This is a genomic window from Burkholderia sp. PU8-34 (assembly GCF_053427725.1).
In genome coordinates this window covers 439,475-456,733 of sequence record NZ_JBSAXC010000004.1, presented here as the reverse complement: position 1 = coordinate 456,733, position 17,259 = coordinate 439,475, and the positions used below count along the sequence as shown (strand labels likewise).

Annotated in this window: 13 protein-coding genes; 6 read left to right on the top strand and 7 right to left on the bottom strand. The window is 67.2% G+C overall.

Annotation, left to right across the window (positions count from 1 at the left end; translation table 11 throughout):
- Positions 1-78 precede the first annotated feature (78 nt).
- Positions 79-1,398 (bottom strand): MFS transporter, encoded by a 1,320-nt coding sequence (locus ACV22Z_RS13425; protein ID WP_448076773.1) that lies wholly within the window; start codon positions 1,396-1,398, stop codon positions 79-81.
- A 159-nt stretch (positions 1,399-1,557) separates the two neighbouring features.
- Between ACV22Z_RS13425 and ACV22Z_RS13420 the strand changes: the two genes are divergently transcribed.
- Together ACV22Z_RS13420 and ACV22Z_RS13415 are read left to right on the top strand one after the other, a co-directional pair.
- On the top strand, positions 1,558-2,517 hold the full coding sequence (locus tag ACV22Z_RS13420; protein WP_448076772.1) for a LysR family transcriptional regulator: 960 nt from the start codon (positions 1,558-1,560) through the stop codon (positions 2,515-2,517).
- 211 nt (positions 2,518-2,728) lie between these two features.
- Positions 2,729-3,052, top strand: a complete 324-nt coding sequence (locus ACV22Z_RS13415; RefSeq protein ID WP_448076771.1) for a hypothetical protein — start codon at positions 2,729-2,731, stop codon at positions 3,050-3,052.
- Positions 3,053-3,158: 106 nt separating this feature from the next.
- Here the strand turns inward: ACV22Z_RS13415 and ACV22Z_RS13410 are convergent, their stop codons facing one another.
- A complete protein-coding gene (locus tag ACV22Z_RS13410) occupies positions 3,159-3,818 on the bottom strand; it encodes a TetR/AcrR family transcriptional regulator (protein WP_448076770.1) in 660 nt (219 codons plus the stop codon).
- 311 nt (positions 3,819-4,129) lie between these two features.
- On the opposite strand from ACV22Z_RS13410, the gene ACV22Z_RS13405 reads away from it, so the two are divergent.
- The 4 genes from ACV22Z_RS13405 to ACV22Z_RS13390 all read left to right on the top strand — a co-directional run bounded on the left by ACV22Z_RS13405 (position 4,130) and on the right by ACV22Z_RS13390 (position 10,285).
- Positions 4,130-5,761, top strand: coding sequence for an AMP-binding protein (locus tag ACV22Z_RS13405; protein WP_448076769.1), 1,632 nt, complete (start codon positions 4,130-4,132; stop codon positions 5,759-5,761).
- Positions 5,762-5,808: 47 nt separating this feature from the next.
- On the top strand, positions 5,809-6,501 hold the full coding sequence (locus ACV22Z_RS13400) for a DsbA family protein (RefSeq protein WP_448076768.1): 693 nt from the start codon (positions 5,809-5,811) through the stop codon (positions 6,499-6,501).
- A 113-nt stretch (positions 6,502-6,614) separates the two neighbouring features.
- Positions 6,615-7,640 carry an NAD(P)H-dependent flavin oxidoreductase gene (locus ACV22Z_RS13395; RefSeq protein WP_448076767.1) on the top strand — a complete coding sequence of 342 codons (1,026 nt, stop codon included), beginning with the start codon at positions 6,615-6,617 and terminating at the stop codon, positions 7,638-7,640.
- A gap of 383 nt (positions 7,641-8,023) precedes the next feature.
- Entirely contained in the window at positions 8,024-10,285 is a 2,262-nt protein-coding gene (locus ACV22Z_RS13390; RefSeq protein WP_448076766.1) for a putative bifunctional diguanylate cyclase/phosphodiesterase, read from the top strand.
- A 109-nt stretch (positions 10,286-10,394) separates the two neighbouring features.
- Here ACV22Z_RS13390 and ACV22Z_RS13385 read toward each other — a convergent pair whose 3' ends face one another.
- Genes ACV22Z_RS13385 through ACV22Z_RS13365 form a run of 5 tightly spaced genes read right to left on the bottom strand, consistent with a single transcriptional unit; the run spans position 10,395 to position 17,257 of the window.
- Positions 10,395-11,522: a diguanylate cyclase gene (locus ACV22Z_RS13385; RefSeq protein WP_448076765.1), complete on the bottom strand. Its 1,128-nt coding sequence runs from the start codon at positions 11,520-11,522 to the stop codon at positions 10,395-10,397.
- Positions 11,523-11,567: 45 nt separating this feature from the next.
- Positions 11,568-12,575 (bottom strand): chemotaxis-specific protein-glutamate methyltransferase CheB, encoded by a 1,008-nt coding sequence (gene cheB, locus ACV22Z_RS13380; protein ID WP_448076764.1) that lies wholly within the window; start codon positions 12,573-12,575, stop codon positions 11,568-11,570.
- Positions 12,572-14,989 carry a response regulator gene (locus ACV22Z_RS13375; protein ID WP_448076763.1) on the bottom strand — a complete coding sequence of 806 codons (2,418 nt, stop codon included), beginning with the start codon at positions 14,987-14,989 and terminating at the stop codon, positions 12,572-12,574. The genes cheB and ACV22Z_RS13375 overlap by 4 nt, the downstream gene beginning before the upstream one ends.
- Positions 14,986-15,723: a chemotaxis protein CheW gene (locus ACV22Z_RS13370; protein ID WP_448076762.1), complete on the bottom strand. Its 738-nt coding sequence runs from the start codon at positions 15,721-15,723 to the stop codon at positions 14,986-14,988. The genes ACV22Z_RS13375 and ACV22Z_RS13370 overlap by 4 nt, the downstream gene beginning before the upstream one ends.
- Entirely contained in the window at positions 15,704-17,257 is a 1,554-nt protein-coding gene (locus ACV22Z_RS13365; protein ID WP_448076893.1) for a CheR family methyltransferase, read from the bottom strand. The genes ACV22Z_RS13370 and ACV22Z_RS13365 overlap by 20 nt, the downstream gene beginning before the upstream one ends.
- Positions 17,258-17,259: the final 2 nt, after the last annotated feature.

Sequence of the window (17,259 nt, the reverse complement as noted above, 5' to 3'; positions counted from 1 at the left end):
CAGTGCGATGAAAAGAGGTGCCCGCAGCCGCCGCGTGCGCGCGGCGGCCGGCAGACAAACGGGAAGCGGGGTGCGCGGTCAGTGGCGCGCGGTGCGCATCAGCCCCGTGCAGATCAGCGCGAACACGCCGAGGCCGACGAGGTAGGCGATCACGTAATGCGGCTGGCCGCCGCCGGCCTTCAGCAGCGACGTCGCGATCATCGGCGCGAAGCCGCCGCCGAGCACGCCGGCGAGCTGCACCGACAGCGAGATCCCGCTGTAGCGGATCTCCGCGGGGAACTGCTTCGCGAACAGCAGCGATTCCGGTGCATAGAGAATCGGGAACACGACGCCGAGGCCGAGCACGATCGCCCACCACGCGAGCGTCGTCTGCAGCGTGCCGAGCATCATGAAGAACGGGGCGGCGAACGCGCACATCAGCACGAGGCCGATTGCGAACATCCGGCGCTGGCCGATGCGGTCGCTCAGGTGCCCGCACAGCGGCATCGTCACGAGCGACAGCGCCGCGCCTGCCGTGATCGCCTCCAGCATGTCGGCCTTCGGCAGGTGGAGCTGCTGCGTCGCGTACGCAAGCGCGAACGTGACCACCATGTAGAACCATGTGTTCTCCGCGGCGCGCGCGCCGACGATCGTCAGCACCTCGCGCGGATGGCGGCGGATCGCCTCGAGCACCGGCGACTTCACGGCCTTGCCCTGGTGCTTCATCTTCTCGAAGTCCGGCGATTCGGGCACCTTCGCGCGGATGAAGGCGCCGAGGCCGACGAGCGCGATGCTTGCGAGGAACGGAATGCGCCAGCCCCACGACAGCATGTCCGCGTCGGGCAGCCGGGCGACCGCGGTCATCGCGAGCGACGACAGGATCAGTCCCAGGCCGACGCCCGTCTGCGGCAGGCTGCCGAACAACCCCTTGCGGCCTTCGGGCGCATGCTCGACGGCCATCAGCACCGCGCCGCCCCATTCGCCGCCGACGGCCATCCCCTGCAGGAAGCGCATCGCGATCAGCAGCGCGGCCGACCAATAGCCGATGCTGTCGTACGACGGGATCAGCCCGATGATCATGCTCGGCACGCCCATCAGCAGCAGCGTGATCATCAGCATCGACTTGCGGCCGATGCGGTCGCCGAAGTGGCCGAACAGGATGCCGCCCATCGGCCGGCCGATGAAGCCGACCGCGAACGTGCCGAACGCGGCCAGCGTGCCGACGACGGGGTCGAGCGACGGGAAGAAGATGCGGTTGAAGACGAGCGCGGCGGCCGTGCCGTACAGGAAAAAGTCGTACCACTCGATCGTCGTGCCGGTCATGCTGGCCCAGCCGGCCAGCAGGTGGTCCTTCGCGGTGCGCGCGGGGGCGGGCGCGGCAAGCTCCGCGTGCTCATCAAGGGTGGATCGGGTCTGCATGGCGTCTCCAACGTTATTGCCCGCGGCTCGTGGTCCGCAGGTCACGGTCGAGTATAGTTATGCGAAGATTCCTGTAGTACCGACAAAGAAACCGGTCTGATATGCAAATTTGCATATCAGACCGGCCCGGAGACTCCGCCACACAAGGCTTTCCTGCCGATGCGACACCTTCCCGAGCCGGTTTCCGGCAACCTGAACTGGGACGACCTGCGGTTCTTTCTCGAAGTCGCGCGCACGCAGCGCGCGAGCGGCGCCGCGAAGCGCCTGGGCGTCGACTACACGACCGTCGCCCGGCGCGTCCGCGCGCTCGAAGAGGCGATGGGCACGCTGCTGTTCGACAAGTCGCGCTCCGGCGGCTTCACGCTGACCGCGGAAGGCCAGCGGCTCGTCGCGTATGCGGACGCGATGGAGACGACCGTGCAGTCGGCGTGCGACCAGGTCGCGAATACGGGGCACGCGCTGTCGGGGCACGTGCGGATCGGCTCGACGGAAGGGTTCGGCTGCTTCTTTCTCGCGCCGCAGCTCGCGCAGTTTCGGGCGGCGCATCCGCATGTCACGGTCGACCTGCTGCCGGTGCCGCATTTCGTCAGCCTGACGAAGCGCGAGGCCGATCTGGCGATCACGCTCGAGCGGCCCGAGCGCGGGCCCTACGTGTTCACGAAGCTGTGCGATTACCAGTTGCGGCTGTATGCGACGCGGGAGTATCTCGAGGGCCATGCGCCGATTTCGTGCGTGGACGATCTCGCGCGGCACACGTTCATCAGCTATGTCGATGATCTCGCGTTCAGCAGCGAACTGCTGTACCTGGAGCGCGCGGTGCCCGGCGCGACGGCCGGGCTGCGCACGACCAGCGTGATCGCGCAGTACTTCGCGGCACTGCAGGGCGGCGGGCTTGCGATCCTGCCGTGCTTCATGGCCGCGCGGCAGCCGGCGCTCGTGCCGGTGCTGGCGGATGACGTTGTGGTGACGCGGTGTTTCTGGCTGACCTGCCGCGAGGACCTGCGCAAGCTGCGGCGCGTGACGGCGCTGTGGGATTACCTGCGCGCGGCGGCCGACGCGAACCGGGCGTTGCTGACGGGAGAGTCGGGGGACATGCGATTTGTAGGAGGGGGCGGCTAGTTGTCAGGATTCACACCGTCCCGGTGAGCAGACATCGCCGGAGCCGCACGCTGCCTGCACTGTAACAAGTGTTTGACTTCCGGACACCCATCCATCTGCGCCGGTGACCGCGCTCTTTGATATGCTGGCTCGGCTTTCATGCACTTCGAGTCGGTAACAGGAAGTGCGGCGAACTTGGCAACCACAGTGAGGGCCGGCCCCGGCAAGCACCATGGATAGCTGTCGCGAGGTGTTGCAACCCAATGATTACCTGGTGATGCTTGCATCCCTTCGGCAATGGGCAAGAGACGTCTGGGCCGTCGATCGATTGAGTGTCAGGGCCGAGATCATGCGGTTCGTCGACCTCGTCGAACGGAACACGCCAAACGACGTGTCGTTCAAGGCGCCGTTCGAATTGGCGAGATCGATGCTGGCTCTGGGGCGACCGCAATTGGCCCTGGATTGCATCGAGATCTTGCTTGTCGGACGAATGGGCATTTGGGAGGGAAAGCCGGTCGGGATCTATTCGTCGTTTGGTGGGCGGGCCATATCGTGAGCGTTGAAAATCATCGATATGCCGATGAAGAAGCGCACGGTGTCGTTCAGTCCGCGGATTCTGGCGATGAAGGGCTCGCTCTAACCGATGTTCCCGGCGTAACGTGTCACGTCTGCAAGGACGTGCTGTCCGCACTGGCAAGGTAGAGGCGAGTCATCAGCTTCCACTCGCGCCGCAACTCATCGTTGAAGAGATCGTCGCCGTAAAGAATGGCCCGGTGCAGCAGGGCTTCTCCGGTCGACTCAACGACAAACGCCGCCAGCCGCAGGTCCGGCCTGGGCACCGGCTCCCCGCATCTGCGAAGCGCGCTTTCGAGCAGGCCGGCAATGGCGAGGGAAACGCGTTTCAGATGCTGCGTTTTGCTCACCTTGCCCATCTGATCGAGCAGCACGCGATGCAACGCAAGGTCTTTGGCATACGCGTCCACACTGGTGTCGATCCACGCGTCGACCAATCGCGCTATCCCCTTGCCCTCCACTTCCTTGAAAGCGCTGGCGTACGTGTCGAGCAGGTTGTCGCAATGGCGTTTGATCAGTTTCGCAACGAGGGCTTCCTTGCTGGTGAAGTACTCGTAAAGTGAACCGACGCTGACACCCGCGGCCTCTGCAATGCGAGTCGTGCTCGTGGCATCGAATCCATCTCTGATCAAAAGCTGTCGAGCAGCCTCGAGTATGGCGTCAACGGTCATCAGGGACCGTCCTTGCCTCGGCCTGCGGCGCACGGCAATCTCCGCGTTCGCGCCGAATTTTCGATTTTTGACCGGCACCTTTTCCTCCTCGGCAAGCAGGTTCGCGGCGGCGACCGCGACGCCATGCGGATTTTAGCCTGATGCACGTGTGCTCGAATTTCGGGTCACGAGAGATCCGAGTAGGCGCCTGACAAGTCGTGCAGGTAGCCAGGCAGAAAGGCGTCGGATGGACCGGCGTCCGCGCGCCGAAATCCGAATGGAAGCAGGAAAGTGCGCCCTCTATGATGGGGGCGTAGTCAAGTTGCGACCTCGCGGGGCGGTACGCTGCGCCGCAGTACATTGCAATTGGCTTACGTTGGGTTGCATAGATAGACGGAGACATCAGTCACATGGAACTTGCCGCTTCACACGACCTGTCGTACTGGCCCGCGGACCAAACCGAGCCGTTCCTGGAAGTCAGCATTGGGGATGCGCTCGGAAACGCCGCAGCGCGTTGGGAAAACGAAGTTGCGCTGGTTGAGGGGGTAGGCGGGACCGACCGGCGCCGCTGGACGTATGGCGAGCTGCTGACGCAGTCACGCAAAGTGGCAGGCGCACTCCTGAGCCGCTTTCGCCCGGGCGAGCACGTCGCGGTGTGGGCATCGAACCGTCCGGAGTGGGTGCAAATCGAATTGGGTGCAGCACTTGCCGGTATCACGCTCGTCACTGTGAACCCGGCGTATCTCGCTTCGGAGCTCAAGTATGTCCTCAAGCAGTCACAGGCCAGCGGAATTATCGTAGAACCCGAGTATCGCGGAAGGAAGCTGGCAGATGTCGTGGATGAAGTAAGACCTTACCTGCCGCTGTTGCGGGAAATCATTTCGCTGACGCGTTGGGACGAACTTGTCGATGGTGCGTCAGCGTTTGCCGCATTACCCCGTGTCGAACCTGGCGATATCGCCCAGATTCAATACACATCAGGCACCACCGGCTTTCCCAAAGGCGCGCTTCTGACCCATCGTGGGTTGGCAAACAATGGGCGAATCTATGCGCAAGTGATCGGTGCCGGCAAAGGCGACGTATGGATCAACCCAATGCCGATGTTTCATACCGCCGGGTGCGGTCTCGTGACCTTGGGCGCACTGCAGACGGGAGGCACGCATGTGCTTCCGCCGGCTTTCGATCCGGCGTTGATGCTGGATCTGGTCGAGTCGGAGCGCGGGACATTGATGTCGGCGGTCCCCACGATGATGGTTCGTATTCTGGACCACCCGGCGTTGACGACCTTCGACCTGAGTTCCTGGCGAGTCGCCACGCTCGGAGGTGCACCTGTCCCGGCGGCGCTTGTACGGCGGCTCGAGAATACGCTTCGCGTGAAGGTGGGCATTGGCTTCGGGCAAACGGAAGCATCGCCCTATATCGCCCATACGCGCGAGGATGAGTCTCGCTCGGGTTGGGAACTGACGGTCGGGCGCCCCATGCCACATGTTGAAGTCAAAGTGGCCGATCCACGCAGCGGCGACACTGTGCCGATCGGCACATTGGGTGAAATCTGGACGCGGGGAAAATGCGTAACCAAGGGCTACTTCGACAACGAGGAAGCAACGCGGCAGGCGCTGACCGACGACGGATGGCTTCGAACCGGCGATTTGGGTTCGATGGCGAGTGACGGCTATCTCACCATCCAGGGAAGAATGAAGGAGATGATCATTCGCGGTGGCGAAAACGTCTATCCGCGCGAAATCGAGGAGGTTTTGCTTGGTCATCCAGCCGTCGCAGGTGTTTGCGTGGTCGGGTTGCCCGACGCCGAATGGGGCGAGATCGTCGCTGCCTTCGTCCAGCTCAGAGCCGGAAATGCCGAAGCAGAGCACGAGCTGACGGACTATTGCCGCGCGCGTCTCGCATCGTACAAGACGCCACGGGTCTGGCGTTTCGTGGACGCGTTCCCTCAGACTGCATCGGGAAAGATCCAGAAGTATGTTTTGCGTGATCAGTTCCTTGAAGAAGCACGTGCGGAAAAATCACTGGACGGCGCCCCGTAAATTGACGGTTACGACCTGGCGGGGGCACCCCCCTGCTGGATGCGGTTTTGTTCAAGAGCTCGCTGCGATTACAGGATACGGGCAACGCACTCGACTTGCCCGACGACAGTATGGATTCGATCGAATTCTATTTTGATTTTGTCTCGCCCTACGCGTACCTCGCATCGAATGCGATCGAGGCCTTGGCAGACCGTCACGGTAAAACGCTCCGTTGGTTGCCATTCCGGCTTGGCGTTGCGGTCGTCAAGGTAATGGGGCTGAAGCCGCTGCTTGATACGCCGCTCAAAGGCCCCTATGCCCGTCATGACGCGTCACGGATGGCGAAAGTGTTGGGTATGCCACTGACCGATGATTTCTCCATGTTCGACCCTGTACCCGCTCAGCAGTTGATGTACACGCAGCCGCTTGAAAAGCGGCCGGTGCTGGCGAAGGCGTTGTTGCGTGCACGTTGGGCCGAGGGGCGGAACCTCGGTGACATGGATGTCCTGTTCGACGTTGCCCGGAAAGCAGTGGGCATCGACGAGCAAGGTTTTCGAGAGACCATCGAATCGACGGAATCGCGTCGTGCCGTCAACGAGGCGACTCACGCTGCGGTCTCTCGGGGCGTGTTTGGTTCCCCGACTTTCGCAGCGGGAAACGAACTGTTTTGGGGCGGGGACCGCATTTGGCTGCTCGATCAGTTCCTTGCCGCCGGGGAGCGGTATGTGCCGGCAGCAGTCACGCCTCTTACCCCGCAGTGAATCGATCCACGCCCGCATGGCGTGAATCCGAACCAACTGTTCCACTGGAATATCGTGTGTTTCGCCCCAGGCCAGATACCCGATGGTGGAATTCAAAACTATCAGGAGCCCGAATGAAGACGCGCATAACCAAGCTTTTCCAGATCAAGTATCCGATCATTCAGGGAGGGATGCATTACGTCGGCCTCGCAGAACTTGCCTCTGCGGTTTCCAACGCCGGCGGCTTGGGCATCATCACCGCGTTGACACAGAAGACGCCTGAACTGCTTGCAAGGGAAATTGCCCGGTGCCGGGAAATGACCGACCAACCGTTCGGCGTGAATCTTACGTTCCTTCCGACGTTCTCGGCCCCTCCCTATCCCGAATACATCGACGCGATCAAACAGGGTGGGGTGCGCATCGTCGAGACGGCGGGTCGCAATCCAGAGCCCTACATGGCTAGTCTCAAGGGCGCGGGCATCAAGGTCTTTCACAAGTGCACGTCGATACGGCACGCCCTTAAGGCACAACAGATCGGATGCGACGCTGTCACTGTGGATGGCTTCGAATGCGGCGGCCATCCGGGAGAGGACGATATTCCGAACATGATCTTGCTGCCACGTGCGGCAGACGAACTGACCATTCCAATTGTTGCTTCCGGTGGCATGGCTGACGGGCGCAGCCTGGTGGCTGCGCTCGCGCTGGGTGCTGACGGCATCAGCATGGGCACACGGTTCGTTGCGACGCAGGAAGCGCCGGTCCATGAGAACGTAAAGGAAGCGATTGTCAACGCCTCCGAGCTGGATACGCGACTGGTGATGCGTGGCCTGCGCAACACGGAGCGCGTGCTCAACAATGCAGGTGTGGAACGTCTTCTGGAGATCGAACGCGAGAAGGGAGGCGATCTTCGTATCGACGACATCATCGACCAGGTGGCGGGTGTTTATCCGAAAGTCATGCGCGACGGCTTGCTCGATTCCGGTGCCTGGAGCTGCGGCATGGTTGCCGGCCTGATTCACGATGTTCCGACCGTAAAGGCCCTTGTCGACACGATCATCGACGAGGCGCAGACGTTGATCGGTTCACGGCTTCGATCGATGCTCGATGGCACGAGCGCAGACAAGCCGAACCCGAGCTTGGTCGAGGATGTGTTGGGATGATGCGTCGGTCGCCGCGGTGATCGATGCGCTGAAGGATGTCGCAAGGCAACAAACAAGGCAACAAACAAGGCAACAAACAAGGCAACAAACAGCTTACGGCGGCGCTGCTCTTTATAGTGCACAGCGATAACCCAATCCGCTTTTCCAGGCGCGGCACGCGACGGAGCGTTTAAAACACATGCGTCCCGTGCAACTCCCTATGCAATTCGATGCGCTGCGTGTCACGGATTGGTGTTAAATGTACTACGGTACGACGCCGGACGGACGGCGTCCGTCCGGCAGCGCCGTCCGTCGGCGTAAACCCGGGCGTGGAGTACGGCACGAAGTCAAGACAACGAATCGCGCGTGCCAGACGCGATCGAACCACGACGGCGGGTTTCATCTTGGATACCGAACCGCAAATTCCACGCTACAGCCTCGGCCTCGCGGCCGAAGTGCTCGCATCCGAGCAAAGCGTGCTGCGGCTGATTACGCGCAACACACCGTTGCCCGAACTGCTGGCCGAGGTCTGCCGGCGCGCTGAAGGGCTGCTCGGCGCGGGCGCGTCGTGCACGATCATGCTGCTCGACGAGGATGGCGTGCATATCCGCGTCGGCGCTGCGCCGTCGCTGCCGGCCCACTACGGCGCGGCGATCGACGGCGCCGCGATCGGCCCGATGGCGGGCTCGTGCGGCACGGCGATGCACGAGCGCCGCATGGTCGCGGTCGAGGACATCGCGACCGATCCCTTGTGGTGCGACTACAAGGCGCTCGCGCTGCCGCTCGGCCTGCGCGCGTGCTGGTCGGTGCCGTTCCAGGACGAGACGGGCGCCGTGCTCGGCGCATTCGCGGTCTACCATCGCGCGCCGCGCCGGCCGAGCAACGAGGAAACCGCGCTGCTGCGCGACATCAGCAACAGCGTCGGGCTTGCCGTGCACCAGGACCGGATCGCGCGGCAACTCGCGCGCAGCGAGGAGCATCACCGGCTCGTCGTCAACAGCCTGAACGAGGGCATCTTCGTGCTGTCGCATGACGGCATCATCGTCGCGAGCAACCCGAGCGCGCACCGGATGTTGCGCGCGAAGGGCAGCCTCGTCGGCCGCCACCTGTCGACGGTGATCCTGCATGAGATCCACGACGACGGCACGCCGATTCCGCCGGACGAGTGGCCGAGCCGGCGCGCGCTCGTGACCGGCATGCCTCTGCTCGACTATACGGTGGGCCTCGGCCTCCCGGACGGCGACGTGGTCTGGGTGCGCGGCAACGCAGTGCCGATCGGCAAGCCGGGCCGATCACAGGCCACCTCACAAGCCAACTCGGTGCTGGTCTCGTTCAACGACGTCGGCCCCGTGCGCGAAGCGCAACAGCAATTGCGCTACCTCGCGACGCGCGATGCGCTGACGGGCCTCTACAATCGCCGCTGGCTGTCCGACCGGTTGCGCGAGCTGTTCGACGCGCGCGACGGCGCGGCCGGCGCCGCGCGCGTCGCGATCCTGTTCATCGATCTCGACGGCTTCAAGAAGGTCAACGACACGGCCGGCCACGACGCGGGCGACGCGCTGTTGCGCAGCGTCGCGTCGCGGCTCGCGGGCTGCGTCGGCGAGCGGCATGCGCTCACGCGCGTCGGCGGCGACGAGTTCGTGGTCCTCGTCGACGACTGCGACGAACCGGACAGCCTCGCCGCGCTCGCGCGGCAGGTGATCGACGCGATCGCGCGGCCGTTCGAGGTCGCGAACAACGAGTACTACCTCGGCGTGTCGATCGGCATCAGCCTCGCGCCGCGCGACGGCGACGACGCGGCGACGCTGATGCGCAACGCCGATTCCGCGATGTACGACGCGAAGCAGCGCGGCCGCAACCATTTCACGTTCTTCACCGCGCAGCTCAACCTGCGGCTCCAGCGCCGCTTCGCGATCGAGCAGTCGTTGCGCCGCGCGCTCGCGTCGAATGCGCTGCGGCTCGCGTACCAGCCCGTCGTCGACGGCAGCAGCGGCCGCACGGTCGGCGCGGAGGCGTTGCTGCGCTGGACGAGCCCGGAGCTCGGGCCGCTGTCGCCGGCGGAGTTCATCCCGGTCGCGGAGGACACGGGGCAGATCGTCGCGATCGGCCAGTGGGTGCTGGAGACGGCGTGCCGGCAGGCGGCCGAATGGCGCCGCACGATCGCGCCGAACCTGATGATGGCCGTCAACCTGTCGCCTCGGCAGTTCCACGAAGGGCTCGTCGAATCGGTCGACCGCTGTCTCGCGCAGGCGGGGCTCGACCCGTCAGCGCTCGAACTCGAGATCACCGAAGGGCTGCTGATGAACGACACCGCGACCGTGCTGCCGATGCTCGAAGCGCTCACCGACATGAACGTGCGGATCTCGGTCGACGATTTCGGCACCGGCTATTCGTCGCTGTCGTACCTGAAGCGTTTCCCGTTGCACAACCTGAAGGTCGACCGATCGTTCGTGTCGGGCGTGCCGGAACACCGGGATTCGGTTGCGATCACGCAGGCGGTGGTGGCGATGGCGCATTCGCTCGGGATGAAGGTCACGGCCGAGGGCGTCGAGACCGAGGCGCAATCGTCGTTCCTGCGGCAGATCGGCTGCGACAAGCAGCAGGGCTACCTGTTCAGCCGGCCGCTCGAGCCGGACGACTACGCGCGCCGGCTCGGCGTGATGTGACGGCGCCGTTGCCCGCCGGCTGCACGCGGGGAGGCGCCGGGGGGCCGCCGTGCAAGGCGCCGGCGCGGCCGCGGGGCCGTGACGATCGGCCCGGTCGCGCCGCCGGGTATCAGGCCGGCTGTCCGCCGGCGCTTGCGCCGCCTTCCGGCTGGATCGCCATGCCGATCACCACGCGGTTCTTCCCTTCGTGCTTCGCGCGATACAGCGCGCGGTCCGCGGCTTCGATCAGCGACGTCATCGGCGTGCCGGCCGCCGGCACGACGCCCGCGCCGCCGATGCTGATCGTCACGTAGCGGCCGGTCGACGAATGCACGTGCTCGAGCCGCAGCGCTTCGATCGCGAGGCGGATCTTCTCCGCGAGCAGGCGCACGCCGCCCGGCGACGTGCCCGGCAGCACCACCGCGAACTCCTCGCCGCCGAAGCGGGCGGCGAGATCGCCCGGGCGGCCGAGGCAGCTTTCGACGGTCGCGGCGATCCGCTTGAGCACGTCGTCGCCCGACACGTGGCCGTACGTGTCGTTGTACAGCTTGAAGTTGTCGACGTCGATCATCAGCAGCGACAGCTCGGTGTGCTCGCGCGCGCTGCGCCGCCATTCGGCGTTCAGGTATTCGTCGAGATAGCGGCGGTTCGACAGCCCGGTGAGCCCGTCGGAATGCGTGAGGCGGCGCAGCTCGAGGTTCGCTTCGAGCAATTGCTGCTGCGATTGCCGCAGCGCGCGGTAGGCTTCGTCGCGCTGCAGCAGGTTGACGTACGAGCGCGAGTGGTAGCGGATCCGTGCGACGAGCTCGATGCGGTCCGGCAGCTTCACGAGGTAGTCGTTCGCGCCGGCCGCAAACGCGGCACTCTTGATCACCGGTTCTTCCTTCGTCGACAGCACGATGATCGGCACGTCGCGGGTCGCCGGATTCGCGCGGTACGCCTTCACGAGGCTCAACCCGTCGGTGCCGGGCATCACGAGGTCCTGCAGGATCACGGTCGGCCGCGTTTCGATCGCGGCAGTGAGCGCGTCGTCCGAGCGCGTGCAGTAGTGGAAGTCGATGCCGTCCTCGTCGGCGAGCGCGCGCCGCACGGCCTCGGCGACGATCGTCTGGTCGTCGACCAGCAGCACCATCGCCGGCACGTCGGTCGCCGGCGGCGTCTGCAGGGTCGCGCGCGCGGCTTCGAGCGCCGCGTCGGCGCCGTCCGCGGCGGACGTGCCGTCATCGTGGCCCGGGCGTCGCGTTGAGTTACTAGTCATGTCGATACCTGTTGTTGCCATTGCTGTCACGCAAGTCCATGTGATTCAGTTCCTGACGAGCGCCGTCAGTTCGCCCGCAATGCGCTCGAGCGGCAGGATCGCGCGCGCGGCGCCGAGCGTCGCGGCGGCTTTCGGCATCCCGTAGACGGCGCTCGTCGCCTGGTCCTGCGCGATCGTATGGTAGCCCTTCATCCGCATCGCCTTCAGCCCGATCGCGCCGTCGCGGCCCATCCCGGTGAGCAGCACGCCGATCACGTCGCCGGGCCAGTGTTCGGTCACGCTGCTGAAGAACACGTCGACCGACGGCCGGTACGGCGTCTCGGCCGGCTCGCGCGTGTATTCGAGCGTGCCGGCGCGCGTGATCCGCAGGTGGTCGTTGGTCGCGGCGAGCAGCGCGAACGACGGCTGCGGCCGGTCGCCTTCGCGCGCGATGCGCACGGTGAGCGGCGTCTGGCCGTCGAGCCATTGCGCCATGCCGTCCGCGAATGCCTGGTCGACGTGCTGCACGATCACGATCGGCGCGCCGAAATCGGCGGGCAGCGCGCCGAGGATCGACGCGAGCGCGGTCGGGCCGCCGGCCGACGCGCCGATCGCGACGAGCGGCCCGCCGTCGCCGCGCGCCGCCGTGCCGGCGGGGCGGGCGGCGCCCGCCGGCTTGTCGAGCAGCCGGCCGATCTGGTCGATCTTCGCGAGCAGCAGCTGCGCGGTGTCGCCGTTCGCGCCTGCGCCGAGCCGCGGCGTGTCGACCGCGTCGAGCGCGCCGGCGCCCATCGCCTCGTACACGCGCCATGCATTCGCGCCGATGCTGCTCGTCACGATCAGGATTGCGCACGGCTTGCCCGACGACATGATCCGCCGCGTCGCCTCGACGCCGTCGAACTTCGGCATGATCAGGTCCATCAGCACGACATCGGGCGGTTGTGCGGCGCAGAACTCGACTGCCTGCGCGCCGTCGGTCGCGACCCACAGCACGCGGTGCTCGGGCCGCCGCGCGACCGCGCGGCGCAACGCCTCGACGGCGAGCGGAAGGTCGTTGACGATGCCGATGTTCACGGACGGGCTTCTCCTATCAGGTCGCGGACGGCGTCGAGCAGGGTTTCGTCGTGGAAGCTGCTCTTCGCCAGGTAGTAGTCGGCGCCCGCGTCGAGTCCGCGGCGGCGGTCCTCCTCGCGGTCCTTGTACGACACGATCATCACCGGCAGCGATTTCAGCGCGGCGTCGCGCTTGATCAGCGTGACGAGTTCGATGCCGTCCATGCGCGGCATGTCGATGTCGGTCACGACGAGATCGAAATCGGCGCCGCGCAGCGCGTTCCAGCCGTCCATCCCGTCGACCGCGACGGTGACGGCATAGCCGCGTTTTTCGAGCAGCTTGCGCTCCAGTTCGCGGACCGTCAACGAATCGTCGACCACCAGCACGTGGCGGCGCCGCGCGACGGCCGCCTGCTGCGCGCGCTGCACCTTGTCGAGCTGGCCGCCGCGCACGAGCTTGTCGACCGAGCGCAGCAAGTCCTCGACGTCGATGATCAGCACCGGTTCGCCATTCTCCATCAGCGCGGCCGCCGCGATGTCCTTGACCTTGCCGAGCCGGCGGTCGAGCGGCTGGATCACCAGCATGCACTCGCCGCGGAAGCGGTCGACGGCGATCCCGTACGACTCCCATTCGTCGCCGATCACGACGGTCGCGATGGTGTCGCGCGCCTGTTCCGGCGGCGGCGCGCCGAGCAGCTGGTGCGCGGTGACGAGCCCGACCGGGCGGCCGTCGAAGCGGAAATGCTGCTGGCCTTCGAGCATGTCGATGTCGCCGCGCGCGAGTTCGAGCGTGCGGCGCACGTGCGCGAGCGGGATCGCGTACGCTTCGCCGCCGACCTCGACGAGCAGGCTGCGCACGATCGACAGCGTGAGCGGCAGCTGCAGCACGAAGCGCGCGCCGCGGCCCGGCTCGGTGAAGATCCGCACGGTGCCGCGCACGGCCTTGACCATGTCGTGCACCGCGTCGAGGCCGACGCCGCGGCCCGACACGTCGGTGACGCGGTCGCGCATCGAGAAGCCGGGGAGCAGCAGGAAGTCGAGCAGCTCGTGGTCGGACAGCCGCGCGGCCGTGTCCGCGTCGGCGAGCCGGCGCCGCACGACGGCCGCGCGCAGCGCGTCGAGATCGATGCCGGCGCCGTCGTCGCTGATGGAGATCAGCAACTGGCCCGCGCTGTGGCGCGCCTCGAGCGTCACGCTCGCTTCGGCCGGCTTGCCGCGCGCGATGCGCTCGTCGGGCGTCTCGACGCCGTGGTCGAGCGCATTGCGCAGCAGGTGGCCGAGCGGCGCGTCGAGCATGTCGAGGATGTCGCGGTCGACCTGCGTCGCAACGCCCACGATCGCGAACCGCACGCGCTTGCCGAGTGAACGCGCGAGATCGCGGACGATGCGCGGATACGCATGCGTCGCGTCGCCGAACGGCCGCATCCGGCAGCGCAGCGCTTCGTCGTAAAGCTGCTGCGCGAGATGCGTGCTGCGGCGGTCGAAGCGGTCGAGCTCGTCCAGGCGCGCGCCCAGCTGCAGCTGCAGGTTGCCGAGCCCCTGGCGCACGTCGTTCAGCGACGCGAGAGCGGCCGGGTCAAGCCGCTCCGCGAGCGTTTCGACGAGCACGTCGAGCGTGCGCGCGACGTCGCGCTGCGTCCGCTTGATGCGCAGGATCGATCCGGTGAACGGCTTCAGCCAGTGCGACTCGACGAGCGATTCGCCGGACAGGCTCAACAGCCGGTCGAGCTGCTCGGCGCGTACGCGCAGCATCCGCTGCGGATCGTGCCGGGGCCCCGGTTGGGTGCGTGAAGGCGGGGCGTCGGGCGCGACGGCATGCAAGCCCGGCGGCGGATCGGCGGGCGGGTGGCGCGGGAGGTCGCCGCCGCTGCGCGGCGATATCGCGACAAGCGCGGCAGCGTCGGGCGCGGAGCCGATGTGCGGCACTGCGACGCCTGGTTCCGGCGCGGGCGGTACTGGCGGTGCAAGCGGTGCAAGCGGTGCAAGCGGTGCAAGCGGTGTGAGCGACACCGCGCGTTCGGCGTGCTCGGCCGACGCGGCGGCCGGATCGAGTGCGGCCAGCCGCGCGGCCAGCGCATCGATGTCCGCACGCGAGACCGCCGCCGCCGGATCGGCGTTGCCGACGCGCAGCAGCAGGTCCACGCCATGCAGCAGTGCGTCGATGTGGGCGGCCGTCAGCGTCAGCTCGCCGCGCTGCGCGGCGACGAAGCATTCCTCCATCGCGTGCGCGACGTCGACGCCGTCCGGCAGGTCGATGATGCGCGCGGCGCCTTTCAGCGAATGCGCGGCGCGCATGCATGCTTCCAGCGCGGCTGCGTCGCCGGGCGCATGTTCGAGCGTCAGCAGGCCGCTCGCGAGCGCCTGCGTCTGCGTGTGCGCTTCATCGCGGAACAGGTCGAGCAGCGACAGCCGCGTCAGGTCGTCGTCGGTGCTCATCGCAGGCTCCTCGCAAGCGAGTCGAACACGCGATCGGTGTCCAGCAGGCCGATCGTCGTGTCGCGCCACGCGAGCAGGCCGCGCGTGTGCATCGCGGCCGCGTGGGTAAGTGTTGTCGGCACCGGCAGCAGCGCGTGCGCCGCGAAGCGCAGCACGCCCTCGACCTCGTCGACGGGCAGCGCGACCGCGTCGCCGCGATGCTCGACCACCAGCATCCGAGCATACGCGTTGCGCGACGCGTGCCGTGCGGCCGCGTCGCGTTCCAGATTCAGCAGTACGCCGAGGGACGCGGCGATCGTCAGCGTGCCGCGCACGTTGACGAGCCCGAGCACGGCGCCGTCGCGCCGGTGCGGCAGCGAATGGATCGGGCGCGGCCCGTCGATCTGCCGCAGCGCGGCGGCCGGCAGGCCGAGCCATTCGTCGGCGACGCGGAACGCGAGCGCGGACTGCAGCGCTTGCGCGTCGTCGGCGGATGCGGTGGATGCATTGAGTCTTGCGTCCGCAGGGGCAGGCTGCGACGCGGTGCGCGCGGCGCGCGCCGTTTCGGCGAGGTCCGCTTCGGTGAGCGGCCGGTCGAGCAGCTTCGCGGCCGCATGTTCGAACACCGGGCAGTTCAGGCAGCGGGTGTGCTCGACGAGCTGCGGGCACGAGCCGTTGCCTCGCGTGCCGATGCGATTCCAGCAATCGTCGACGGACCTGGCCGGAGCGCGGTCGTCACGCGCGGCGTGGGTCATGGGTTCCTCCCGGTTCGTTGGTCCGGTCCGCCGCCGCCGGCGCGACCGACGTGCCGCGCCGCGCGCTTGCCCGCTGCGCACGCAGGATCAGCTGCCGGGCGCCCGCCGCGTCACCTGCCGCGTCGCGCAGCGCCGCGAGATGGGTCAGCGCCTCGTAGTGAGCCGGGTCGAGATACAGCGTCTTGCGATAGCAATCCTGCGCGTCCGCATCGAGGCCGCGCGCATCGGCGATCAGGCCGAGCAGGTAGAACGCGTCCGCGTCGGGGCCGTGCGCGAGCGTGAACGCGTGCGCGGCGCGCTCGGCGTCGTCGAGGCGGCCCGTGTCCGCGAGCCGGCGGGCGTCGGCGAGCGTGGGCGCCGGGGCGGCGGGGGCGGTGGGCACGATATCGGGCGCGGCGGGCGCGGCGGGCGCGGCGGGCGCGGCGGGCGCGGCGTGCGCGGCGTGCGCGGCGTGCGCGGCGTGCGCGATGCGCGTCGCCGGCTGCCGCTGCGGCACGGCCAGCGGGCGGTGCAGGGTTGCCGTTGCGAAATGGGTTGCCGTGAAGGCCGCCGTGACCGGGGGCCGAACCGGCAACGGCCGCAGCGCCACCGACTTCGCAGACGCAGCGGACACGGCGGACAGCCGCTCGCCACTGTTCATGCCCGCGGCCGGCTCAGCAGCGGGCGGCGGCGCGCGATGGAACGCGAACGCGAGCGGAATGCGCGCGGGCGCCAGCGCATGCCGCATCATCAGTCCCGTCTCGGCCGGGCCGACGAAGATCGTGCCGCCGTCCGCGAGTTGCCGGTCGAGCAGCCGGATCGACTGGTCCTGCGCATGCCGGTCGAAATAGATCAGCACGTTGCGGCAGAAGATGAAGTCGTAGCGCGTGTCCGCGTCGAGCGGCAGGTCGAACAGGTTCGCCTGCACGAAGCGGACCGGCTCGCGCACGCGCGGGTCGAGCTGCCAGCCGCCGGCCGTTTCGCTGAAATGGCGGTCGCGGAATTCGAGCGGGTGGCCGCGAAACGCGTTGCGTCCGTAGACGCCGTCCCGCGCCCGCTCGATCGCGCGCGCGCTGATGTCGATCGCGTCGATCGCGAAGCGCGACGGGCCGATGCCGGCGTCGAGCAGCGCCATCGAGATCGAATACGGCTCCTCGCCGGTCGAGCACGGCACGCTCAGCACGCGCAGCGTGCGCGCCGGCTCGCGCACGAGCCGGGCGTCGGCCAGCCGCGCAAGCGCGACGAACGCTTCGCGGTCGCGGAAGAACCACGTTTCCGGCACGACCAGCGTTTCGATCAGCGCCTGCCGTTCGTCCGCGGACGCGTTCAGCCGCTGCCAGTACGCATCGACCGCGGCGCCACCGGCGGCCTCGTCGACGTCGTCCGGCATGCCGCCGGCGGATAGCGGTGTGTCGGGCGCGTCCGGCGCATCGGTCTGCGTGACGCGTGCGCGTTCGGCCACCGCGCGCGCGAGCGCACGGTGGCCGAGCGTCGCCGCATCCATCCCGGTTTCACGCGCGAGCCACGCTTCGAATCGGGGGTCGTTGGCGTTCATCA